The 22,388-nt window shown below is 70.9% G+C and carries 17 protein-coding genes and 1 tRNA gene; 12 read left to right on the top strand and 6 right to left on the bottom strand.

The window, feature by feature from the left end; genetic code table 11:
• Positions 1 to 170 precede the first annotated feature (170 nt).
• Together BS80_RS17760 and BS80_RS17755 are read left to right on the top strand one after the other, a co-directional pair.
• On the top strand, positions 171 to 1,814 hold the full coding sequence (locus tag BS80_RS17760) for a S53 family peptidase (RefSeq protein ID WP_035798548.1): 1,644 nt from the start codon (positions 171 to 173) through the stop codon (positions 1,812 to 1,814).
• A gap of 239 nt (positions 1,815 to 2,053) precedes the next feature.
• Positions 2,054 to 2,296: a hypothetical protein gene (locus tag BS80_RS17755; protein ID WP_035798545.1), complete on the top strand. Its 243-nt coding sequence runs from the start codon at positions 2,054 to 2,056 to the stop codon at positions 2,294 to 2,296.
• 174 nt (positions 2,297 to 2,470) lie between these two features.
• Here the strand turns inward: BS80_RS17755 and mscL are convergent, their stop codons facing one another.
• The 4 genes from mscL to BS80_RS17735 form a co-directional block, all read right to left on the bottom strand.
• Positions 2,471 to 2,887, bottom strand: coding sequence for a large conductance mechanosensitive channel protein MscL (mscL, locus tag BS80_RS17750; RefSeq protein ID WP_035798543.1), 417 nt, complete (start codon positions 2,885 to 2,887; stop codon positions 2,471 to 2,473).
• A gap of 654 nt (positions 2,888 to 3,541) precedes the next feature.
• Positions 3,542 to 3,922: an FmdB family zinc ribbon protein gene (locus tag BS80_RS39450; RefSeq protein ID WP_083974846.1), complete on the bottom strand. Its 381-nt coding sequence runs from the start codon at positions 3,920 to 3,922 to the stop codon at positions 3,542 to 3,544.
• 221 nt (positions 3,923 to 4,143) lie between these two features.
• On the bottom strand, positions 4,144 to 5,442 hold the full coding sequence (locus BS80_RS17740; protein WP_051966739.1) for an MFS transporter: 1,299 nt from the start codon (positions 5,440 to 5,442) through the stop codon (positions 4,144 to 4,146).
• A 314-nt stretch (positions 5,443 to 5,756) separates the two neighbouring features.
• The gene (locus BS80_RS17735) at positions 5,757 to 7,241 is read right to left on the bottom strand and encodes a potassium/proton antiporter (RefSeq protein ID WP_035798540.1); all 1,485 of its coding nucleotides are present in this window, start codon (positions 7,239 to 7,241) and stop codon (positions 5,757 to 5,759) included.
• Positions 7,242 to 7,573: 332 nt separating this feature from the next.
• Between BS80_RS17735 and BS80_RS17730 the strand changes: the two genes are divergently transcribed.
• Positions 7,574 to 10,300: a penicillin acylase family protein gene (locus BS80_RS17730; RefSeq protein ID WP_035798538.1), complete on the top strand. Its 2,727-nt coding sequence runs from the start codon at positions 7,574 to 7,576 to the stop codon at positions 10,298 to 10,300.
• Positions 10,301 to 10,334: 34 nt separating this feature from the next.
• On the opposite strand, the gene BS80_RS17725 is transcribed toward BS80_RS17730, so the two are convergent.
• Positions 10,335 to 11,012, bottom strand: coding sequence for a 5-formyltetrahydrofolate cyclo-ligase (locus BS80_RS17725; protein ID WP_232246518.1), 678 nt, complete (start codon positions 11,010 to 11,012; stop codon positions 10,335 to 10,337).
• 47 nt (positions 11,013 to 11,059) lie between these two features.
• On the opposite strand from BS80_RS17725, the gene BS80_RS17720 reads away from it, so the two are divergent.
• The 9 genes from BS80_RS17720 to BS80_RS42850 all read left to right on the top strand — a co-directional run bounded on the left by BS80_RS17720 (position 11,060) and on the right by BS80_RS42850 (position 21,739).
• Positions 11,060 to 12,019: a GGDEF domain-containing protein gene (locus BS80_RS17720; protein WP_051966738.1), complete on the top strand. Its 960-nt coding sequence runs from the start codon at positions 11,060 to 11,062 to the stop codon at positions 12,017 to 12,019.
• Between the two features lie 9 nt (positions 12,020 to 12,028).
• Entirely contained in the window at positions 12,029 to 12,949 is a 921-nt protein-coding gene (gene galU / locus BS80_RS17715) for a UTP--glucose-1-phosphate uridylyltransferase GalU (protein WP_035798536.1), read from the top strand.
• A gap of 22 nt (positions 12,950 to 12,971) precedes the next feature.
• Positions 12,972 to 14,312, top strand: coding sequence for a molybdotransferase-like divisome protein Glp (gene glp / locus BS80_RS17710; protein WP_035798534.1), 1,341 nt, complete (start codon positions 12,972 to 12,974; stop codon positions 14,310 to 14,312).
• Between the two features lie 194 nt (positions 14,313 to 14,506).
• The gene (gene moaC / locus BS80_RS17705) at positions 14,507 to 14,941 is read left to right on the top strand and encodes a cyclic pyranopterin monophosphate synthase MoaC (protein WP_051967128.1); all 435 of its coding nucleotides are present in this window, start codon (positions 14,507 to 14,509) and stop codon (positions 14,939 to 14,941) included.
• On the top strand, positions 14,938 to 15,456 hold the full coding sequence (locus BS80_RS17700; RefSeq protein WP_035798531.1) for a MogA/MoaB family molybdenum cofactor biosynthesis protein: 519 nt from the start codon (positions 14,938 to 14,940) through the stop codon (positions 15,454 to 15,456). Before moaC ends, BS80_RS17700 begins: the two co-directional genes overlap by 4 nt.
• A gap of 14 nt (positions 15,457 to 15,470) precedes the next feature.
• Positions 15,471 to 16,079, top strand: a complete 609-nt coding sequence (locus BS80_RS17695) for a GNAT family N-acetyltransferase (protein WP_035798530.1) — start codon at positions 15,471 to 15,473, stop codon at positions 16,077 to 16,079.
• 150 nt (positions 16,080 to 16,229) lie between these two features.
• Entirely contained in the window at positions 16,230 to 17,291 is a 1,062-nt protein-coding gene (sepX, locus tag BS80_RS17690; RefSeq protein WP_035798527.1) for a divisome protein SepX/GlpR, read from the top strand.
• Between the two features lie 92 nt (positions 17,292 to 17,383).
• Positions 17,384 to 17,457: transfer RNA gene (locus BS80_RS17685), tRNA-Ala, on the top strand.
• 337 nt (positions 17,458 to 17,794) lie between these two features.
• Positions 17,795 to 21,739, top strand: a complete 3,945-nt coding sequence (locus BS80_RS42850) for a hypothetical protein (protein ID WP_051966737.1) — start codon at positions 17,795 to 17,797, stop codon at positions 21,737 to 21,739.
• Here BS80_RS42850 and BS80_RS17675 read toward each other — a convergent pair.
• The gene (locus BS80_RS17675) at positions 21,724 to 22,365 is read right to left on the bottom strand and encodes an HAD domain-containing protein (protein ID WP_063772002.1); all 642 of its coding nucleotides are present in this window, start codon (positions 22,363 to 22,365) and stop codon (positions 21,724 to 21,726) included. The two genes, BS80_RS42850 and BS80_RS17675, sit on opposite strands and share 16 nt — an antisense overlap.
• Between the last annotated feature and the right edge of the window lie 23 nt (positions 22,366 to 22,388).

Here is a 22,388-nt window from a genome sequence, read left to right as displayed (position 1 = left end):
GACATCCGGGGACACCGCTGTGACACATGGACAGCAGGGGATACCCCTCTTTTGACGGTGGATCGACAAACCTAGCGTGGAGTCATCCACTCCGGGTTCAGAGCGCCGAGTCCGGCGAACCGTGCCGGCCGGTGCCCCACCGCCGATCGTTCCGTCCCAGGAGGACATCAGTGAAGTCCCGCATCAGGCCCCTCATCGGCCTCCTTGCCGCACCCCTGCCGATCCTCGCACTCGCTGTCTCGCCGGCCTTCGCCGCGCAGCCCGCCGCCCAGCAGCTCCCTGCGCTGCGCGGTGACGTCGTGGCGGCGGTGAACCACTCGGTCCGGACCAGTGCGGTCGATGCCGGGCAGCAGATATCCGTCGCGGTCAGCCTCGCCCAGCGCGACACGGCCGGCCTCGACACCTTCCTCGCCCAGGCGAGCGACCCGCAGTCGGCGCAGTACAAGCACTACCTGACGGTGGACCAGTTCGCCGCCCGGTTCGGTGCCACGCCGGAGACCGTCGCCAAGGTGTCCGGGTACCTCGCGTCGCAGGGGCTGACGGTCGGCCAGGTCAGCGCGAACCGGCTCACCATCCAGGCCAGCGGCACGGCCGCGCAGGTGCAGAAGGCCTTCGGCACCAGCCTCGCCAACTACCGCGACAGCCAGGACGGCCGCAGCTACTTCGCCAACGTCACGGCGCCCGTGCTGCCGACCGACATCGCCTCCGTGGTGACGGACGTCGCGGGGCTCAACAACTACGCCAAGTACACCCACTTCAGCACCCCGGCGGCGACTCCGGCGACCTCCTCCAAGGTCTCCGCGGGCCTCAACCCCACCACGGCCCGCTCGGCCTACAACCTCACCTCCACGATCAACGCCGGTTACACCGGCGCCGGTTCGACCGTCGCCGTGCTGGAGTTCTCGGGATTCCAGCAGTCCAACATCAGCGCCTACGACAAGCAGTACTCGCTGCACCCGTCGACCCCGTCGGTGGTCGCGGTGTCCGGCGGCACCACGGACCTGTCCGGCCAGGACGAGGTCGAGCTGGACATCGAGGTCGTGCAGGCCCTGGCGCCCGGCTCGGCGATCAAGGTCTACGAGGCCCCGAACAGTGACGCCGGGGAGACCGCGGTCTACTCGCAGCTGGTCAGCGACAACGTCCCCGTGATCTCGATCAGCTGGGGCACCGACGAGGCGAGCGAGACGCCGTCCAACCGGGTCGCGGTGGACGCCGACCTCAAGGAGGCCGCGGCCCAGGGCCAGTCGGTCTTCGCGGCTTCCGGCGACAGCGGGTCCGACGACGCCGGCAACGGTGGCACGTCGGTCGACTTCCCGGCCTCCGACCCGTACACCACGGGTGTCGGTGGCACCACGCTGAGCACCTCCGGCGGTGCGTGGAGCAAGGAGACCGCCTGGTCCGGCAGCGGTGGCGGGGTCTCCTCCTTCTTCAACACCCCCAGCTTCCAGAGCAAGGTGAACACCGGCACGTACCGCGCGGTGCCGGATGTCGCGGCCGACGCCAACCCCTCCAGCGGTTGGGCGATCTACACCGCCGGTTCCTGGCAGGAGTTTGGCGGAACCAGCGCGGCGGCGCCGAACTGGGCGGCCTTCGCGGCGGTCTACAACAGTGAGGCGAAGGCCAAGGGCAAGCCCTCCTTCGGATTCGCGAACAGCACGATCTACACGCTGGCCTCCTCCAGCAGCTACGCGTCGGCCTTCCACGACGTGAAGTCCGGCAACAACGGGGCGTACAGCGCGGGCACCGGCTACGACAAGGTCACCGGTTGGGGCTCCTACAACGGAGCGAACTTCCTCAAGGCCGAGCTGGGCTGATCCAGCCGGCGCTGACCACTGGCCGGTGCCGCAGCAGGGCAGCAACGGCAGCAGGGACAGCACAGACAGCACAGACAGAACGACGGTAGAACAGCACGACCGGACGACCGGATGTCGTCGCAGAGGGGCCAGGGCGTTTCCCTGGCCCCTCTGGCGTCGTTGGCGACGCGTCGGGGGCGAAGGCGGGTCGGCGGGCAGGACCTAGGCTGGAGGGGAGTGACCGAACCGGAGGCAGGGCGATGGCTGAGCAGGACAAGAAGCAGGGCGCGGATGCGGCGGCCGGGACGACGGAGGCCGAGCAGGCGCCCGTGAAGCGGGATGCCGCCGAGGCCGCCGCTGCGGCGAAGGCGGCCAAGCTCGTCTTCAGCGACCCCTTCAGCCGGCAGACCAGCGATGACACCGACGCCGGCTGGGGCGAGGACGGTGCGGGACGTGGACTGGACTGGTACGTGAGCCAGCGCCCCCCGCACCACGGAGGCTGAGCGAGCGCCGCAACCTGGACGACGTGACGGGGACGGGGACGCGGACGTGGGCCTGGATACGGGCGTGTACGGATGCGCGGAGCCTGGGCCGGTACGGGCCCAGGCTCTTTCGGTGCCTGGGGACGGCGAAGGGGACAGGTTGAGTAGGGGGGACGGGGGAGGGAGGAGCGCGGGTCAGGACTGGCGTACGAGCGCGTCCCGGATCTCGGTGAGCAGGACGATCTCCTTGGCGTCGGCCTCGGCCGACACCTCGTCCGGGGTCCTGCGCTTGGCCATGAACTTGGCGGCGGGCAGAACCAGGCAGAAGTAGACGACCGCTGCGGTGATCACGAACTGCAGGATCGCGCTCAGCACGGATCCCCACAAGATCGGGATCCCCGACGTGGCCTCACCGCTCGCGCTGATCACGCAGGGGCCCTTCAGGCAGGAGCTGTAGGAGTCCAGGTCCTTGGCGCCGAAGGCGCCAACCAGGGGGTTGATGATGCCCTTGACGAAGGCGTTGACGATGTTGGTGAACGCGGCGCCGATGACGACGGCGACCGCGAGATCGATGACATTGCCGCGAAGAATGAATTCCTTGAAGCCTTTCACGCCCCGTGAACGATGAACCCTGTGATCGGTTACGGGTGAATTGTCAGGTTTCGTGTGGACGATGCGGGGATGTGGTTCAGTGCCCGGAGGCACATCGGGGTGAGCCGACCGGTCCGGCCACCGTCTGCGTGTTCGTCGAGAGTGCGGGCGGGGGCGGTCCGGTCCGCAGCGGTCCGGCGCCGATCACGGCGGCGGCCGCCAGCAGCCCCGTGACCAGCACCCCGGGTCGGTGCCGGACCGCCTGTTGGAGGCGATACCGCCCACCACCCCGACACCGGATCGGGCGGAACTCCGGAACGAGGCGCCTGGCGGGGACGGCCGAGGCCGACTCCGGCGCCGGCTGGTGCGCGCGATGACTCGCCGCTGCCACGGGAACAGGGCGGGAAGCGGGCTCTGGGGTCGGCGTGATGGTGGTCATGATGTCCGGCACCGCCTCGGTGGGGAGGAGAGAACTGCTGGCCGGATCAGCTTGCCGCCGCCGTCCACCCCCGCCCAGACCCCGCCGATTTCCTGTGGATAACCAGGCGATTGTGGACAACCGACCCCACCCGTACGGCCTAACGATGGTCGGCGGGCCCAGGCATGGCAAAGGCCTCCTGCCACCCTCTGTTCGAGAGTCGCAGGAGGCCTGAGTCAGCCCTGAGTCAGCCCGGGTCAGCTCGCCGAGGCGCTGCTTCCCGACTTGGCCGAGCCGGACGACGAAGACGTCGACGAGGAACCGGACGAGCCGGACGAGCCGGACGAGCCGGACGACGAGCTCGACGAGGCAGCCGAAGTCGAGGCGCCGGAGCCGGACGACGACTCACCGCCGGACTTCCCGCCACTGGTCGACGCCGAGCCCACCGAGCTGCTGGAGGACGACCGGCTGTCGGTCCGGTAGAACCCGGAGCCCTTGAAGACCACGCCCACGGCGGAGAAGACCTTGCGCAGCCGGCCCTCGCATTGCGGGCATACGGTCAGGGCCTCGTCGGTGAACTTCTGCACCGCCTCAAGGCCGTTGCCGCACTCGGTGCACTGGTACTGGTACGTGGGCACTTGTCTTCCTCCTGGCACTCTCGCCTGATGAGTGCTAACGACGGTCCATGATGCGGCATTCCGCGGGATCAGTCCAGCGCCGCCGTTGTCGGGCACGGCGGCGCCGCCACCGGCTGGTCGCCGGCTGGTCGCCGGGCCGGTCGTCCGCCGCCCGCCCTGGTCACCACGGTCGGCGGCATCGAGGGGGTACGACGCGGGACGAGCGCAGCGAGCCGGACGGATCAGTTCTCGGTCACCCCGGCGAGCCGCTGGTTGGCCGGCGCGCTCATGGCAACGGTACGGGTGCGCGCCCCCGGTGCGACCAGCAGCCGCCGCAAAGTGACCAGCGCCACCAGCCCGAGCCCGGCGCCGACGACCGGCACGAGGAAGCCGGTCCACGGCCCGTGGGCGTCGATGAGCTGCCCGGCGACGGTCGAGCCGATCGCCAGGCCCAGCCCGATGGCGCCGGTGAGCCAGGTGAAGGCCTCCGTCTTGGCGCCGTCCGCGACCAGCGTCTCGACCAGCGTGTAGCCGGTGATCAGCGTCGGTGCGATGGCCAGTCCGCAGACCAGGCCGGCCACGGCCAGCGAGGTCAGGTCGGGCATCGCCCAGAGCGTCGAGCACCCCAGCACCAGCAGGGTGTAGCTGCCGAGCATCCGCTGCCGGGCCGAGCGCCGCCAGGCGACCATCCCGTAGAGCACGCCGGCGAGCATCGAGCCGCCGGCGAAGATCCCGTAGACGGTGCCGCTGACGCCGGCCTGGCCCTCGGCCTCGGCGAAGGCCGTCACGGACACCTGCATGGCGCCGAAGACGGTGCCGACGCCCAGGAACGAGCCGGCCAGCAGCCGCACGCCGGGGGAGGCCAGTGCGGACACCCGGACAGCGCCCGGCTCGTGCGGGTGCCGTACGGGAGCCGTCCGGCGCTGGGCGGCGAAGGCCAGCCCGCCGACCAGGGTGAGCGCGGCCTCGGCGACCAGGCCGGCCGCCGGTGCGATGCCGGTGGCGATGGCGGTGGCCAGCACCGGGCCCACCACGAAGGTGAACTCGTCGGTGACCGACTCAAAGGCGAACGCGGTGTTGAGATGCGCCGGAGGCTGGTCGGAAAGCTTGGAGACCCAGCGGGCCCGGACCATCGCGCCGATCTGCGGCACGGTGGCGCCGGCCGGTGCGGCGGCCAGGAAGAGCGTCCAGACCGGCGCGTGGCCGAGCGCCAGCGCGATCAGCGTGCCGACCGAGACGGCGTGCACCAGCACGCTCGGCACCAGGACGGCGGCCTGCCCGAAGCGGTCGGCCAGCCGACCGGACTGCGGTCCGACCAGGGCCTGTGCCACGGCGGAGACCGCCGCGACCGCGCCGGCGGTGCCGTACGAACCCTGGGTGTCGAACACCAGGAGCACGATGCCCAGGCTCAGCATGGCGAAGGGGAGCCGCGCCGCGAAGGCGGGGAGCAGAAACGTCCACGCGCCCGGGGTGCGGAGCAGCGTGAGGTACCCGACACGGGTGGGTACAGCGGGGTTTTCGACCGTTCGGCGGGCCGCCACGGTCGGTCCTTCCTGCTGCCTGGTAGCGCGCGCCGGGTATGGGAAAGCCCCGACGGCGCCGAGAGTAGTCCTCTCGCGCGTCGACCGGGGTTGATACCGGGTCCGGCTGGCTGGTTCGTGGAAGCGGGAGGCCAGATGGTGCTGCGGACCGCGGCCGCCGAGCGGTCGCGCCAACTCTGCTTCAGGCAGATATTGCGGATGTATAGAGATACGTAGTTACCGCCATTGTAGAGCCTCCACCGCGCTCGGCCCTGCCAACCCAAGGTGAACAGCCCGCCAAGAGCTGCGATCGACTGGCCGCCCGATCGGTGACGTCACCGCCCGCTGAGCCACCCCGCGAGCTTCCCGCCCTCGTCCACCGCGCGCAGCCGCCGCTCGGCCGCCTCGCTGGCCGCCTCCGTGGTGACCACCAGCAGCTCGTCGTTGGCCCGCAGCACGGTGGTGCGGTCGGGCACGAAGCTGCTGCCCGCGCGCACCACCAGCGTGACGGCGGCGCCGGCCGGCAGCCGCAGTTCGCTGACCTCGACCCCGGAGATCCGCGAGGTCGCCGACAGCGAGACCGACAGCAGCTGGCCCTGCAGATGCTCCAGCGGCGCCGACTCGATGCCGATGTCCTGGCCCATCGCGCCCTCGGAGATGTTCAACAGCTTGGCCAGCCAGGGCAGCGTGGGCCCCTGGAGCAGGGTGAAGACCACGACCAGGATGAAGACGATGTTGAAGACGTCCTGCGCCCGCGGCACGTCGGCCACCAGCGGGATGGTGGCCAGCACGATCGGCACCGCCCCGCGCAGCCCGGCCCAGCTCAGCAGCGCCTGCTCCTGCCAGGGCAGTCGGAAGGGCGTGAGGGTGAGCACCACCGACAGCGGTCGGGCCACGAAGACCAGTACGAAGCCGATCACCAGCGCCGGGACCACCGCGGAGCCCATCGTGTCGGGGTTGCAGAGCAGGCCGAGCAGCACGAACATGCCGATCTGCCCGATCCAGGCGAGCCCGTCGGCGAAGCCCCGGACGGCCGGTCCGTGCGGCAGCTTGGCGTTGCCCAGCAGCACCGCGCAGACGTAGACGGCCAGGAAGCCGGAGCCGTGCAGCAGCGCGCCGCCCGCGTAGGCGAGGGCGGTCAGTGCCATCACCGCGATCGGGTACAGGCCGGAGGAGGGCAGCGCGACGTGCCGCAGTCCGTACGACCCCACCTTGCCGACGGCCAGGCCCACGGCGGTGCCGATCGCCAGCTCGGCGATGATCGTGCCGACCAGGACGTACCAGGAGTCGAACGGGCCGGTGGTGGCGAAGGCGACGACCAGGATCACCACCGGGGCGTCGTTGAACCCGGACTCGGCCTCCAGCAGGCCGGTCAGCCGCGGCGGCAGCGGCACCATCCGCAGCACCGAGAAGACCGCCGCCGCATCGGTCGACGAGACGATGGCGCCGAGCAGCAGGGACATCCGCCAGTCCAGGCCGACCAGCCAGTGGGCGCCCGCGGCGGTGACGAAGACGCTGATCGCGACCCCGAAGGTGGCCAGCACGGTGGCGGCCGGCATCACCGGCTTGATCGCCGGCCAGCTCGTCTTCAACCCGCCCTCGGCGAGGATGACCACCAGCGCGGCATAGCCGATGACCTGCGTCAGCTCGGCGTCGTTGAAGGTGACACCCAGTCCGTTCTGGCCGATCACCACCCCGATGCCGAGGTAGAGCAGCAGGCTGGGCAGCCCCGAACGGGTCGAGATGCGGACCGCGACCACCGCGACCAGGAGGATCACGGAGAACTCGAGGAGGAACTTGTTCAGATGGTCGACGGTCAACGCAGGGGCACCTCGGGGTCGCGGGCACGGAAGGCTGGCAGGCGGCTCAGGAGGATCACGGGACACCTCGCAGCATCAGTCGGCGCGGCGCTGCGACCGACGACGGGTTAGCTGAGGTGTCGTTACCCAGTCTAACATTTTACCTACTCTTTTGAATCCCCCGTTTTCCGGGAGCCCGCGAGGAGTCCTCAGAACCGGCCGATAGGGTCCCTAGGGATCCACCGTGAGCGTCCCCGGTGCACCTGCGCCACCTGAGTCGGCCTAATGTGGTGACCGGTCACGGCCGCCCAGCTGAATGTGACGTCGCCCTGCTCCCTGTTGCTAGGACCCAGATGCCCCGCTCGAAGAAGTTCCGGCGCGCTCGTCTGATCGTGCTCGTGCTCGCCGTGCTCCTGGTGGCCGGCACCGCCGCCGGCGGCTGGTTTGCGGTGGACACCGTGCGTGCCTCGTTCCCGCAGCTCAGCGGCAGTATCAAGGTCTCCGGGCTGAGCGCCTCGGTGGACGTGGAACGGGACGCCAACGGCATCCCGCAGATCTACGCCAACACCTCCGAGGACCTGTTCAAGGCCCAGGGCTACGTCCAGGCCCAGGACCGGTTCTGGGAGATGGACGTCCGACGGCACATCACCTCGGGACGGCTCTCCGAGATGTTCGGGGCCGGCCAGGTGCAGACCGACTCGTTCCTGCGCACCATGGACTGGCACGGCGTCGCCCAGCAGGAGTACGACACCGTGCTGTCGCCGGAGACCAAGAAGTACCTCCAGGCCTACTCGGACGGCGTCAACGCCTGGCTCGCCCAGCACCCCGGCGGCAAGAGCGCCTCGCTGGAGTACGCGCTGCTCGGCACGGTGAACGGCAGCTACAAGCCCGCGCCGTGGACCCCGGTGGACTCGGTGGCCTGGCTCAAGGCGATGGCCTGGGACCTCTCCGGCAACGTCCAGGACGAGATCGACCGCTCGCTGCTGTCCCAGGACTTCAGCAAGGACCAGATCTCCCAGCTCTACCCGTCCTACCCGTACGACCGCAACGGGACCATCGTCGGCCAGACCGGCACGGTCGGCCCGGGCGGTTACAAGCAGCCGGTCAACGCGGTCAACCAGTCGTCGTCCAGCACCGGCACCACCCAGGCCGCGGCCGTGACGAGTTCCCTGCTGCAGGGCCTGTCCGGTCCGGTGGACGCGCTGCCGCAGCTGCTCGGCCCGCAGGGGCAGGGCATCGGCTCCAACTCCTGGGTGGTCTCCGGCAGCCACACCACCACCGGTGAGCCGCTGATGGCCAACGACCCGCACCTGGGCCCCGGGATGCCGTCCGTCTGGTACCAGATGGGCCTGCACTGCCGGGTCGTCAACAGCAACTGCCAGTACGACACCACCGGCTTCACCTTCTCCGGGATGCCCGGCGTGGTGATCGGCCACAACCAGAACATCTCCTGGGGCTTCACCAACCTCGGCGCCGACGTGACGGACCTCTATCTGGAGAAGGTCACCGGCCCGGACACGTACCTGTACAACGGCCAGGACGTGAAGTTCACCACACGCCAGGAGACCATCAAGGTCGCCGGCGGCGCCGACCGCACGATCACCGTCCGCACCACCAACAACGGACCGCTCATCTCGGACCAGAGCACCGAGGAGCAGAACGTCGGCACCTACGCGCCGGTCGGCAACTCCGCACCGGACCGCGGGACCAGCGGTTACGGCGTCGCGCTCAAGTGGACGGCGCTCACCCCGGGCAAGACGATGGACGCGGTCTTCGCGCTGGACCGGGCCGCCAACTGGAACGACTTCCGGGCCGCCGCGAAGAACTTCGAGGTCCCCGCACAGAACCTGATCTACGCCGACACCAAGAACCACATCGGCTACCAGGCCCCGGGTGTGATCCCGATCCGCGGTTTCGGCGACGGCAGTTACCCGGCTCTGGGCTGGGACCCGGCGTACAACTGGAAGGGCACCATCCCCTTCGACTCGCTGCCGAACGTCTTCGACCCCTCGTCCGGCTACATCGTCACCGCCAACCAGGCGGTCACCGACAAGAGCTACCCCTACCTGCTGACCTCGGACTGGGAGTACGGCACCCGGGCCAAGGAGATCGGCGACCAGATCCAGGCCCGGCTGCAGAACGGCGGCCGGATCTCCCCCGACGACATGCAGTCCATCCAGATGGACAACACCAGCGTGATGGCCAAGACCCTGGTGCCGATGCTGTTGAAGGAGCAGGTCAGCGATCCGTACGTCCGCCAGGCGCAGGACCTGCTGAAGGACTGGAACTACAACCAGGACGCCGACTCGGCCGCCGCGGCCTACTACAACGGTGTCTGGCGGCAGTTGCTGATCCTCGCCTTCGGCCAGAAGTTCCCGGCGAGTGTGCGGGCCCAGGGAGACTGCCTGCTGGTCCAGCAGAAGGTCGACGCCAACCAGCCGCTCGGCTCGGTCGGCGGTGAGACCAAGGTGGTCACCCAGTGCGGCACCCGGCCCGCGAACCAGGCCCAGCCGGACGGTGGGGACCGCTGGACCGAGGTGGTGCGCCAGCAGCTCGCCAACCCGAACAGCCAGTGGTGGGACTACATCGACTCCAACCACGTCCAGCAGCACGGTCTGGACAACCTGCTGAAGGAGGCGATGAAGGACGCCCGCCAGGACCTCACCGCCCAGCTCGGCAAGGACATCTCCACCTGGAACTGGGGCCGGCTGCACACGCTGAACCTCAAGGAGCAGACCCTGGGCATCGACAACTCGTCGTTCGCCTCGGGCATCATCCACCGGCTGCTCAACCGCGGTCCGTACCAGCTCTCCGGTGGCTCGGCGGCGGTCAACGCCTCCGGCTGGACGGCGGCGTCCGGCTACCAGGTCGACTGGATCCCGTCGATGCGGATGGTGGTCGACCTGAGCGACTTCGACGCCTCGCGCTGGATCAACGTGGGCGGCGAGTCCGGGCACGCGTTCCAGGCCAACTACAACGACCAGACCGCCCTCTGGGCCCAGGGCAAGCTGCTTCCCTGGGCCTACAGCAAGGCCGCGGTGGACGCCGCGACCAAGAACCGGCTCACCCTGACGCCGTGAGCCGTCTCGCCGTGAATGTTCAGGCGGGCAACGCTCAGGCCGGGAACCGGTGCACCCCCGACGGCGTGACGGCGGCGTGCACCGGCCGGTCGTGCGGCTCGGCCGGGACCCGCTCCAGCAGCTCGGTGTCGTAGAGCAGGGTGGCCAGCAACGGCCGCGCCCCGGCCCGGTCCAGCCGCGCCAGGACGCGGTCGTAGCTACCACCGCCCCGGCCCAGCCGCAGGCCGCGGCGGTCCACGGCGAGTCCGGGCAGCAGCACCACAGCGGCCGCGCAGACCGCCGCCGGCCCCAGCCGCGGCCCGTCCGGTTCCAGCAGCCCGCGCCCGGCCGGGAGCAGGTGCTCGGCGCCCTGGTAGGCGGCCCAGTCCAGGTCGTTGTCGGGCAGCAGGACGGGCAGCAGCACCGGGATCCCGCGCCGGTGCAGCAGGTCGAGCAGTGGCCGGGTGCCGGGCTCCGCGCCCACCGACACGTACGCGGCCACCGGCCCGACGGCTACCGGCCCGATGCCCTCCGGCGGGCCCGGAACGCTCGTGGGCCCGGCCGCGGGCAGCAGCCCCAGGGCCTGCCCGGCCAGGGCCGTGGCGGTGCTTTCCCGCCATTCGGGCGACAGTGCGCGGCGGTCGGCCAGAAGCCGTGACCTCAGCCCTGCCTTGTCGTTGTAGAAGGGATCGTCGTACAAGTCCTGCTCCTCCGGATCCGCGGCCGTCGCCACGATCCTCCCCTGTCCCCCCGCCCGTGCGAGAACCGGAAGGCGATCCGATGCCCACCCCGCTCCTGGTGCAGTCGCTCGCCCTGCTCAGCGCCCCGCTCGCCGGGCTGGCCGGCCTGTTGGGCGTCCGGCTGCGACGCTCGGCCGGGGCGGAGGAGGGGCGCGAGTCCGGGCTGCGGCACCAGCTGGCCGAGTTGCGGGGCCGCTGCGAGGAGCTGGAGCGGATGGCGGCGCGCGATCCGCTGACCGGCGTGTGGAACTACCGTCACCTCCAGCGCACCCTGGAGCGCGAGATCGCGCGCTGCGAATCCCGTCCCGCCGTTGGCGCCCCGGACGATCCGCAGCGCGCTGAGCCGGCCCCGGACTGCCGTCGGCCCAGCGTCCGTCAGTCGGACGACCGGCAGCCGCAGGACCACCAGTCCGGCGCCCCGGGGGCCCCGCGCGCGCTGGCCCTCGTCCTGCTGGAGATCGAGGGTTTCGAGGCGCTCAACGCCGAGCACGGGCGCAGCCGCGGCGACGTGATGCTGCGCGAGCTGGCGCAGCGGCTCAGCGTGGAGATCCGCCGCACGGACACCCTGGGCCGGTACGGCGGTACGGAGTTCCTGGTGGTGCTGCCGGACACCGGTGCCGCGGGCGCCGCCCGGGTCGCCGAACGGCTGTGCTGGTCGGTCCGCCGGCACCGGCTGCTGGACCGGGTGCCCGACGTCTGGGAGACCGGCCGGGCCTCCCGCCAGGGCAACGGCCTGACCGCGGCCGCCGGCATCGCGGTGCTGCCGGCGGACGGCACCCACGCGGCTCCGCTGCTGCGCGCGGCGGACCGGGCGCTGGCGGCGGCCAAGCGGCAGGGGCTGAACGGTCTGCACGGTAATCTGTCGCCTTGTGCCGGTTCTGAGCCAGCTGCCCTGACCGGTCGCGCTGCCCGTAATGTCACTGTCGTGGCTGTCGCCGACGAGGTTCGTTCACAAGCGATTAACCTCGCCCACAGCCAGGGCGGTCATCTGCCTCAGTAAGGTCAACGCATGACGACGACGAACACCCGCATGCCGGTCACCAAGGCTGTTGTGCCTGCGGCCGGCCTCGGCACCCGCTTCCTCCCGGCAACGAAGGCAACGCCGAAGGAGATGCTCCCGGTCGTCGACAAGCCTGCCATTCAGTACGTCGTGGAGGAGGCCTCCGCGGCCGGCCTCTCGGACATACTGATGGTCACCGGCCGCAACAAGCGCGCGCTCGAGGACCACTTCGACCGTGCCTACGAGTTGGAGGAGCTGCTCGCCCGCAAGGGCGACGAGGACAAGCTCCGCCGGGTCCGCGAGTCGGTCTCGCTGGCCAACATGCACTACGTCCGCCAGGGCGACCCGAAGGGCCTGGGCCACGCGGTCCTGGTGGCCGAGCAGCACGTGGCCGGCCAGCCGTTCGCCGTCCTGCTCGGCGACGACCTGATCGACCCCCGCGACCCGCTGCTCTCCCGGATGATCGAGGTCCAGCAGGAGTTGGGCGGTTCGGTGGTGGCCCTCATGGAGGTCGAGCCGTCGCAGATCCACCTCTACGGCTGCGCTGCCGTCGAGGCCAACGGCTTCGGCGCGGACGTCTTCCACGTCACCGACCTGGTCGAGAAGCCCGAGGTCGCCGACGCCCCGTCGAACTACGCGGTGATCGGCCGCTACGTCCTCGACCCGGCCGTCTTCGACGTGCTGAAGAAGACCGAGCCCGGTCGCGGCGGCGAGATCCAGCTCACCGACGCCCTGCGCACGCTCTCCACGCTCGGCGCCGAGGAGGGCGGCCAGGTGCACGGCGTGCTCTTCAAGGGCCGCCGTTATGACACAGGCGACCGCGCCGACTACTTGCGCGCTATTGTCCGCCTGGCGTGCGAGCGTGAAGACCTGGGCCCGGAGTTCCGCAGCTGGCTCAAGAACTTCGTGGGCACGGAGATGCAGGGCTGACGATCGGAAGGCGACGGTGGCGATGACCAGGTCTACGGAGAACACAGCCGCGGACGGTACCGACAAGGGACCGGACGCCTGTGGTGCCGAATCGCCCGGCCACCGGCTGTGGACGGTCGACGAGCACCTCGCCGACGTCCTGACCGGCATCGCCCCGCTCCCCGCCATCGAGCTCCAGCTGCTGGACGCCCACGGCTGCCGGCTCGACGAGGACGTGGTCGCCGCCGGCGACCTGCCGCCCTTCGACAACAGCTCGATGGACGGCTACGCGGTGCGCACAGCCGACACCGTCGGCGCGGACTCCACCTACCCGTCGGTGTTGAGCGTCGTCGGCGAGATCGCGGCGGGCGCCGGTGAGCTGCCGAAGGTGGGGCCCGGCCAGGCCGCCCGGATCATGACCGGCGCGCCGGTGCCGCCCGGCGCCGAGGCGATCGCGCCGGTCGAGTGGACCGACGGCGGCACCGGCTCCGGCCGGGCCGCCGACAGCATGAGCGCCCCGGTCCCGGACGAGGAGGTCCGGGTGCTGCGCGAGGTCGAGGCGGGCGCGTACATCCGCCGCCGGGGCAGCGACATCAAGGCCGGTGACCGGGTGCTCGACTCCGGCACCCGGCTCGGCCCCACCCAGCTCGGCCTGCTGGCCGCGATCGGCCGGGGCACGGTGCGGGTTCGGCCGCGTCCGCGCGTGGTGGTGCTCTCCACGGGCAGCGAGCTGGTGGCGCCCGGCGAACCGGTCGGCCCCGGGCAGATCTCCGACTCGAACAGCTTCACCCTCACCGCCGCCGCCCAGGAGGCCGGCGCGATCGCCTACCGGGTGGGCGGCGTGCCGGACGACCCGGCGGTGCTGCGGGCCGTCCTGGAGGACCAGCTCGGCCGCGCCGACCTCATCGTCACCAGCGGCGGGGTCAGCGTCGGCGCGTACGACGTGGTCAAGGAGGCCTTCGCGAGCCAGGGCCGGGTCGACTTCCGGCGCCTGCGGATGCAGCCCGGCAAGCCGCAGGGCTTCGGCCGGATCGGCCCGGGCGCGGGCGTCCCGCTGCTGGCGCTGCCCGGCAACCCGGTCAGCTCCTACATCTCGTTCGAGCTCTTCGTCCGCCCGGTGATCCGCACCATGCTGGGCGCCCCCGACGTCCACCGTCCGGTGGTCCGGGCGGTCTGCGGTGACGCGCTGCGCTCGCCGGCCGGCCGCAGGCAGTTCCTGCGCGGCTGGTACTCCGCCGCGGACGCCACCGTCCAGCCCGTCGGCGGCGAGGGATCGCACCTGGTCGGAGCGCTGGCGAGGGCCAACTGCCTGATCGTCGTCCCCGAGGACACGGTCGCGGTGGGAACCGGCGAGACGGTGGACGTCGTCCTGCTGACGGACTGACAGTCACCGTAGCGACGCACGGCCGCCAGGCTCCCGCTGCCCGGACGCGCATGCCCGCCCGGCGGACGGAGAACAGCTGCGCGGGCCCGGGGCGGTACGGTAGCGCGGTATTCACCCCGTTCTGCTGGAGTACTGACGTGACCACACCCCCCGGCGACCGCCTCACGCATGTCGACGAAACCGGCGCCGCCCGCATGGTCGACGTCTCCGAGAAGGCCACCACGGTCCGGACCGCCGTGGCGGCCGGCCGGGTCAGGGTCGCCCCGCGGGTGGTCGAGCTGCTGCGCGGCGAGGGCATGCCCAAGGGCGACGCCCTCGCGGTGGCCCGGATCGCCGGCATCATGGGCGCCAAGAAGACGCCCGAGCTCATCCCGCTCTGCCACCCGATCGCCATCTCCGGCGTGAGCGTCGACCTGTCGGTCACCGACGAGGCCGTCGAGATCACCGCGACGGTCCGCACCGCCGACCGGACCGGCGTCGAGATGGAGGCGCTGACCGCCGTCGCGGTGGCCGGGCTGACCGTCATCGACATGGTCAAGGCCGTCGACAAGGGCGCCGCCATCGAGGACGTCCGGGTGTTGACCAAGACCGGTGGCAAGAGCGGCGACTGGGCGCGGGGCGAGGCATGAGGGCGCTCGCGGTGACCGTCTCCAACCGTGCCTCGGCCGGCGTGTACGAGGACAAGGGCGGCCCGCTGCTGGTGGCCGGCCTCGAACGGATGGGTTTCGCCGTCGACGGACCCCAGGTGGTGCCGGACGGCGATCCCGTGGAGGTGGCGCTGCGCGCGGCGGTGGCCGCCGGGTACGACGTCGTCCTGACCACCGGCGGCACCGGCATCTCGCCGATGGACCTCACGCCCGAGATGACCGCCCGGGTGATCGACCGTCAGATCCCGGGCATCGCCGAGGCGATCCGGGCCTACGGCCGCGAGAAGGTGCCGACTTCGGCGCTCTCGCGCGGCCTGGCGGGACTGGCAGGCCGCACGCTGATCGTCAATCTGCCGGGCTCCACGGGCGGCGTGAAGGACGGGCTCGCGGTGCTGGAGCCGCTGCTCCCGCACGCCGTCGACCAGCTCGGCGGGGGCGACCACCCCCGCCCGGCCGCAGACCCCTCCGCTTCCTCCTCCCACCGGAGAACCCACTGAGCGCCGGCTGGCCCGTGGAGCTCCGGGACGGCGACGTCGTGCTGCGCCCGATCCGCTACCGGGACCAGAAGCCCTGGCAGGACGCCAGCCGCCGCAACCGCGACTGGCTGCGCCGCTGGGAGGCCACCGTGCCCCCCGTCCCGCACGGCCGCGAGGTGGGACCGCGCCCGACCTACCGTCAGATGGTCCGCTACCTGCGCGGCGAGGCCTCGGCCGGCCGGATGCTCCCGTTCGTGGTGCAGCACGAGGGCGTGCTGGTCGGCCAGCTGACGGTCGGCGGGATCACCTGGGGCTCGATGTGCTCCGCCAACATCGGCTACTGGGTCGACGAGGGAGTGGCCGGTCGCGGCATCATGCCGACCGCCGTCGCGCTCGCTGCCGACCACTGTTTCCAGGTCCTGGGCCTGCACCGGATCGAGGTCTGCATCCGTCCGGAGAACCGGCCCAGCCGCCGGGTGGTGGAAAAGCTCGGTTTCCGCTCGGAGGGGGTGCGCCCGCGCTACCTCCACATCGACGGGGACTGGCGCGACCACCTGGTGTACGCACTCACGGTGGAGGAGATCCCGGAGGGGCTGCTGAGCCGCTGGCACGCCGTCAACCCGGGTCGCCGACCAGTAAATTGAATAAGTGTTCGAAATTCATATCGATATGGCATCGCCGCTCAGGCAAGCGGTCACAAATACCGGCAAAATAGTCAGAGAATCAGCTTGATCATGCGACACGCCGTGCGAAATTGCTGCCCGGCCTTCCCCTGCGCCCGTACGGTGTGAAACGTGAGCAGTAGCGGCCTCATCTACGCGGTCATCGTAGGGGCCTGGGCTGCCTATCTGGTGCCCATGTGGCTCCGCAGGCAGGACGAGCTCAACGAAGCGCGCCCGACAGAACGTTTCAGCACCGCCATCCGCCTTCTCGCAGGGCGGTCGGCGATGGAACGGCGGGCGTCCCGGGCCCTGAACGACAACGACCCTTCCCTCGACGACCCGTCGGCACCGCCGACCTCGTCCTCCTCGCCGTCCGCGCCTTCGCCGTCGGGTCCTCCCGCGGCGGACGCGGAGACCGACGGCGGGGCCTCCGGCGACGTCCCGTCCCCCGGCTCCCCCGACGCGCTGGACTCGCTGGAGTCGCTGGACGGCGCCCCTGCGGCGCCGTCCGCACATCCGGCGCCCGGCGCGCACTCCCCGCGCGGGGACCGGCGCGCCCAGCTGCTGGCGCGGCGGCGCCGGATGGTCACGGTGCTCTTCCTGGCCTTCGCCGTGGGCGCGGTCGTCGCGGCCGTCGCGGGCTTCGACTTCCTCTGGGTGCCGGGCCTGCCCGCCCTCCTGCTGACCCTCTACATCGGTCACCTGCGCCGACTGGAGCGCCAGCGCTACGAGGTCAAGCTCGACCGCTCCCGCGCGGCCCAGGCGGCCCAGCGGCTGCGCGAGCGCGAGCAGGCCAGGGCCGCGTCCCTGGCCGCCCCCGCAGAGCCCGCACCGGCCCGCGAGAGCCGCCCGCACCTGCGGGTGGCGGCGGCGCCGGAGGCCGTCTCGTCCTCCCGCCAGGCCCTCGTCGAGGCCACCGACCACGAGGAGTGGGTCGACGGCCTGCGCGAGCGCGGAGCGGCCGGCCCGGACTCCTGGGAGCCCGTCCCCGTCCCGCTCCCCACCTACGTCACCGCCCCGGTCGCCCCCCGGGTCACCCGCGGCCTCGACCTCGGCGCCCCCGGCACCTGGAGCTCCGGCCGCCCCGCCGAGGCCCGCCGCACCCCCCTCTTCGACCAGTACGAGGACCCGGCCCCCACTGCCATCCACCCCGACGGCGACTACACCCCCCACCCCCGCGCCGCCAACGAGTAACCGCCCCACCCATCGCCCCCGGTCAGCCCCCGTCCCCATCCACCGGGGTGGTCACAGACCCCCTCCGGAAGGTGCTAGAGTTTCATCTCGTTGGGGCTGTGGCGCAGTCCGGTAGCGCACCTCGTTCGCATCGAGGGGGTCAGGGGTTCGAATCCCCTCAGCTCCACCCAACGACTGTTCGCGAGTCTGACTCGTGAATGGTCACGAGATCCCGTCCGATCCTTGTGATCGGGCGGGATCTTTGCGTTGCGGGGGTTGGCTCGAGGTGCGGTGGGCATGCCGGGGGCGCCGCTGGGGTGGGTGACCTCGAGGACAGCGCTGGGTGGGTCCGGTACGTGTGCGACTCGCTAGACTCCGGCTGCTTTCCGACTCCTGTGATGGTCATAGGAGTTGGACCTATTGGCATCTGGGGGGACTTCATGAAGCTGCTGCCGTTGGGCAGAAGAGTGCGACACAGACGGGGCAGAGGTGGCGCAATCGCCTCCGGTGCTCTGCTGCTCACCGTGCTGGCCTCGCTGGTCGGCCAGACCGGCCCCGCCTACGCGGCGGCGCCGTCACCGGCGGCCACCAGCACGCCGCAGCCGGCCGGTGCGGCCGCGGACCCGTCGACCGGAGCGGCGAGCGCCGCTCCCGCGGACTCGTCGCCGAAGACGAACGCCGTGCCGAAGCTCGACCCCAAGGCCGAGCACGAGGCCGTGGCACGGGCACTCCAGCAGGCCGATCCAACCGGTCCGTGCCCGGCGGGCCTTGATCCGCAGACCGTGGTCAGCTGCTCGATCGACCCGAACCAGACCGTCTCGTTCTCGGTGACGCTCAAGCAGAAGGACCTGGTCCTCGTCCAGGTCAGCTCGACGGCCAACTTCATCTACCCCTCACTGGTGGCTCCGGACGGAACCGCCGTGACCTGCGACAGGCCCGGCAACAGCTCGAGCGGCTGGCTGCGCTGCCCCACCAGCCAGGCCGGCATCCACACCCTGAAGGTGAGGAGCAACGAGAGCCTGCAGACTGCCATCGCGGTCTCGTACGTTCCGCTGCTCTCCACGACCGGCTGCAAGAGCGTCAACGCCGCCGACCGGACCCTCGCGGCCCCGACCGTCTTCCACGGTTCGCTGCCGCTCGGCATGGCGACCGACTGCTACGACCTGAACATGGCGGCCGGCGAGGTGCTGCGCAGCCACAGTTCCTCGTTCCGGGTGATCCAGACCGTCTACGACGCGACCGGTGCGAACCTCTGCAACACGCAGTACGACCAGCGCACCAGCTTCGACTGCACGCTCACCGGCACGGCGCCGTTCCGGCTGACCGTTCAGGCGGTCTTCGGCGGGGCCGAGACCTATGACTACAGCGCGGCCCGGCTCTCCACGCCGGAGGGATGCGTGACGGTGGCACCGCAGGCGTACGGCGACTCGCCGGACCTCACGGCCACCGCGCGCTGCCGCACCCTGCGGGTGCCGGCGGCCTCCCACTATTCCTTCAACTCGGTGTCGGCCGCCACGGCCCCCTCTGGTGGGCTGTTCAAGACCGACGGCACTGCGCTGACCGCCGGGGGATGCGCGATCGGATCCTGCGACCTCGCCGCCGGTGACTACATCTGGGCGGTCAATCCGGAGGTTGCCGACGCCGGTGCGTTCGGCATGGCCTTCCACGCGGCCACGGAGACCCGCGGCTGCACCGCGACCGCTGACGACGGTCTGGTGTCCGGCGCGGCCAAGGGCACGTTCGGCGGGCCCGGGCAGCAGCTCTGCCTGACCCTGCCAACCGCCGCCGGGAAGGGCCTGTACCTGCTCAACCGGCCGCCGGCCGACGGCACCAGCGTCGCCGTCGAGGTCGACGACGCGAACGGTGCCAAGCAGTGCGACAACGGGGGCTCCTCGTATGCCGTCTGCAAGCTGACCGGTACCGCTCCGTTCCGCGCGGTGCTGAGCGGGACACCGGCCAAGTCCTACCAGCTGGTGATCAACCGGACCGGCGACCCGGCCGGGTGCGCCGCGTGGCCGCAGTCGACGTTCGGTGGCGCCTGGGGCGCGGAGATCGCGCTGACGGCGGACGTCCAGCAGGCCTGCCTGAGCCTGCCGGCCGACCAGCACTCCACCAGCGAGATGTACGACTACACCAACACCAAGAACCAGGCGTACGCCTCGATTCAGTTCGCCGACGCGTCGGGCAACGCGCCGGACTGCACGGGCATCGGCGGTAGCTCCACCGGCAGCTGTAAGTTCACCGCCGGTGTCCCGTACACCGCGATGCTGGTGGGAGCCGGCTGGCAGGCCACGGACACTTACAAGCTGGTGCGCCGTGACCTCTCGCCGACGGCGACCTGCCCGACTCCGGCCTCGACGACGGTCGGCGGACCGTCCATGCCGTTCGACCTGACCTCGGCGCTGGACTCCCGCTGCATCCGGGTCACCGGCGCTGCCACGGACAGGTTCTGGTTCAGCACGCGGACCCTCGGCTCGCGCTACGACCCCTCCACGCTCCTGATGGTCGTCGACGCCAACGGCGCGTTCGTCTGCACCCAGTGGGGCATCGCCTGTCGGGTCACCGGATCGACCTCCTACGTGGTGATCGTGCTGGCCTCCGGGTACAACGGCAGCACCATTCACACCAACGTGGACACCTGGAAGGTCGGTACGGCGTCAGGCTGGGCGCCGGAGTGCGCGGGGAACAAGATCTCGGTCGACGGCTTCCCGCTGCGCAACGGGGTGCTGACCGAGTCCTCGACCGCCTACTGCGCCGTGGTCGACATGGTGCCCAACCAGGCCTTCGACGTCGTCGGCACTGCGAGCGCCACCGGAGTCGCGAACCCGTACCTGACCGTGGTCGGAAACTCGGACTGGGTGGACTCCAACCTCACGTACCAGTGCGACAGTTCGTACGGCACGTTCGGCGCCCGCTGCCAGGCCACCAGCAATGCCGTGGCAGGCCAGGCAGTCCTGGTCCTGAGCGCCGCCCAGGTGGCGACGCCGGTCGAGTACAGCATGCAGGGTCTCTGCGACTCCGGCTGCACTCGTCAGGCGGGCCCGCAGCTGAGCGGTGTCACCCCCGCGACCGGCGCCGCCGGGACGCTGACCCAGGCTGTCGTCCACGGCAGCGGCCTCACCCTGGGAACCAAGGTGAAGCTGGTCCGCAGCGACAGCGGGGACAGCAACCAGCCGGTCATGAAGCCGGTCTCGGTCAGTGCCGACGGCACCGCGCTCAACGTGCTGGTCGACACCAACGCACTGACGGCGGGCCTGTACGACGTGGTGCTGGACGGCATCGGCTACACCCAGGGGACGCCCTCGCCGGGCTACCTCCCGAAGGCGTACACCGTGACCGCTGCGGCCGGCCCGGCCAAGAGCCGGTTCGTCCCGATCACGCCGTCGCGGTTCCTGGATACGCGTGAAGGTGTCGGTGCCCCGAAGGCACCGGTTGGTCCGGGTGGTGTGTTGTCGCTGCAGGTGGCGGGTGTGAAGGGTATTCCGGCGACGGGGGTGACGGCGGTGGTGATGAACGTGACTGCGGTGAATCCGACGAGTGCCGGTTTCGTCACCGTGTATCCGGACGGTCAGGCGGTGCCGGGGGTCTCGAATCTCAACTTCACGGCCGGCCAGGTCGTCCCCAACCTGGTGACCGTGCCGGTCGTGAACGGGAAGGTCGACCTGCGCAACTTTCAGGGTTCGGTCGACCTGGTCGCCGACGTCACCGGCTACTACACCGACGGCAGCACCGGGTCCGCGCTGACCTCGATCACGCCGTCGCGGTTCCTGGATACGCGTGAGGGCGTCGGTGCCCCGAAGGCGCCGGTTGGTCCGGGTGGTGTGTTGTCGCTGCAGGTGGCGGGTGTGAAGGGTATTCCGGCGACGGGGGTGACGGCGGTGGTGATGAACGTGACCGCGGTGAACCCGACGAGTGCCGGGTTCGTCACCGTGTATCCGGACGGTCAGGCGGTGCCGGGGGTCTCGAATCTCAACTTCACGGCCGGCCAGGTCGTCCCCAACCTCGTGGTGGTCCCCGTCGTGAACGGGAAGGTCGACCTGCGCAACTTTCAGGGTTCCGTCGACCTGGTCGCCGACGTCACCGGCTACTACTCGGCCACCGGGTCGACGTACTCCGCCGCCGGTCCGGTCCGGCTGCTGGACACCCGTGAGGGCATCGGTGCCCGGGCCGGCGCGGTCGGCCAGGGCGGCCTGGTCAGCATCCAGCTGTCCGGGGTGGCGGGCGTTCCGGCGACCGGCGTGACCGCCGTCGTGCTGAACGTCACGGTCACCGAACCGACCGACAGCAGCTACCTGACCGTCTACCCGCACGGAATCGACCGGCCGGGGGTCTCCAACCTCAATTACACGGCCGGCCAGACCGTCGCCAACCTGGTGGTGGTCCCGGTCGTGGACGGCCGGGTGACCTTCGCCAACTTCTGGGGTGACGCCCACGTGATCGCCGACCTGAACGGCTACTTCGCGTCCTGATCCCGATCAGCACCGACTGCCGCGCCGCCCGATCCGGGCGGCGCGGCAGCGTGCTTTTTCGGCAGGCAGGCGGCCCAACTCTTCAGCGTCGCGAGGTCCGTTGGCCGGAGGCCGATCTGGGGGTCGATCCGGTGGAGCAGGGCGGGGCCGGGGTGGTGGTCGGTCAGCCAGGTGCGGTCGGCGTCACCGAGCTCGTCGTCCAGCCAGGCGAACGGGCGGCCTTGTGCCCAGGACGCGATCTCCGGGGTTTTCCAGAACAGCCCTTTGCTCGGCGTGGTTCGGGAGGAGGTCCAGGTGATGAAGGGGAGTTCGGGGAGCCCGAGGATCGGTGCGATGAAGGTGTTCGCCTCCGCCTCCCACGTGGTCGCCCACACCAGGTCGAAGGGCAGCGCCGACAGGGCGGGGCCGTGGTCGGGGTTCAGCCAGACCGGCAGCGGTACGGGTCGCATGGTGGGCCTGCCCCATGTGGAGAGCCGCTTCCGTTCGGCGGCCTCCCAGCTCGGGGGCATGAGCCGGTACTCCTGGTAGCCCTCGGGACGTCCGTCCGGCATTGCGGCGTACGGATTGAGCGGGCCGTCCACGTCCAGGAGCAGCAGGGGCCGTGCTGAGGCGGGGTTCACGGTCATGCGTCGTACCGTACGACTCGCCG

Source organism: Kitasatospora mediocidica KCTC 9733, from assembly GCF_000744225.1.
Taxonomy (GTDB): Bacteria; Actinomycetota; Actinomycetes; order Streptomycetales; family Streptomycetaceae; genus Kitasatospora; species Kitasatospora mediocidica.
This window is presented reverse-complemented; position numbering and strand designations above follow the sequence as displayed.

Coding starts and splice junctions, on each gene's coding strand:
- BS80_RS17755 (WP_035798545.1), top strand. CDS start 2,054: ATGGCTGAGCAGGACAAGAAGCAGGGCGCGGATGCGGCGGCCGGGACG.
- BS80_RS17730 (WP_035798538.1), top strand. CDS start 7,574: ATGCCCCGCTCGAAGAAGTTCCGGCGCGCTCGTCTGATCGTGCTCGTG.
- BS80_RS17720 (WP_051966738.1), top strand. CDS start 11,060: ATGCCCACCCCGCTCCTGGTGCAGTCGCTCGCCCTGCTCAGCGCCCCG.
- galU (WP_035798536.1), top strand. CDS start 12,029: ATGACGACGACGAACACCCGCATGCCGGTCACCAAGGCTGTTGTGCCT.
- glp (WP_035798534.1), top strand. CDS start 12,972: ATGACCAGGTCTACGGAGAACACAGCCGCGGACGGTACCGACAAGGGA.
- moaC (WP_051967128.1), top strand. CDS start 14,507: ATGGTCGACGTCTCCGAGAAGGCCACCACGGTCCGGACCGCCGTGGCG.
- BS80_RS17700 (WP_035798531.1), top strand. CDS start 14,938: ATGAGGGCGCTCGCGGTGACCGTCTCCAACCGTGCCTCGGCCGGCGTG.
- BS80_RS17675 (WP_063772002.1), bottom strand. CDS start 22,365: ATGACCGTGAACCCCGCCTCAGCACGGCCCCTGCTGCTCCTGGACGTG.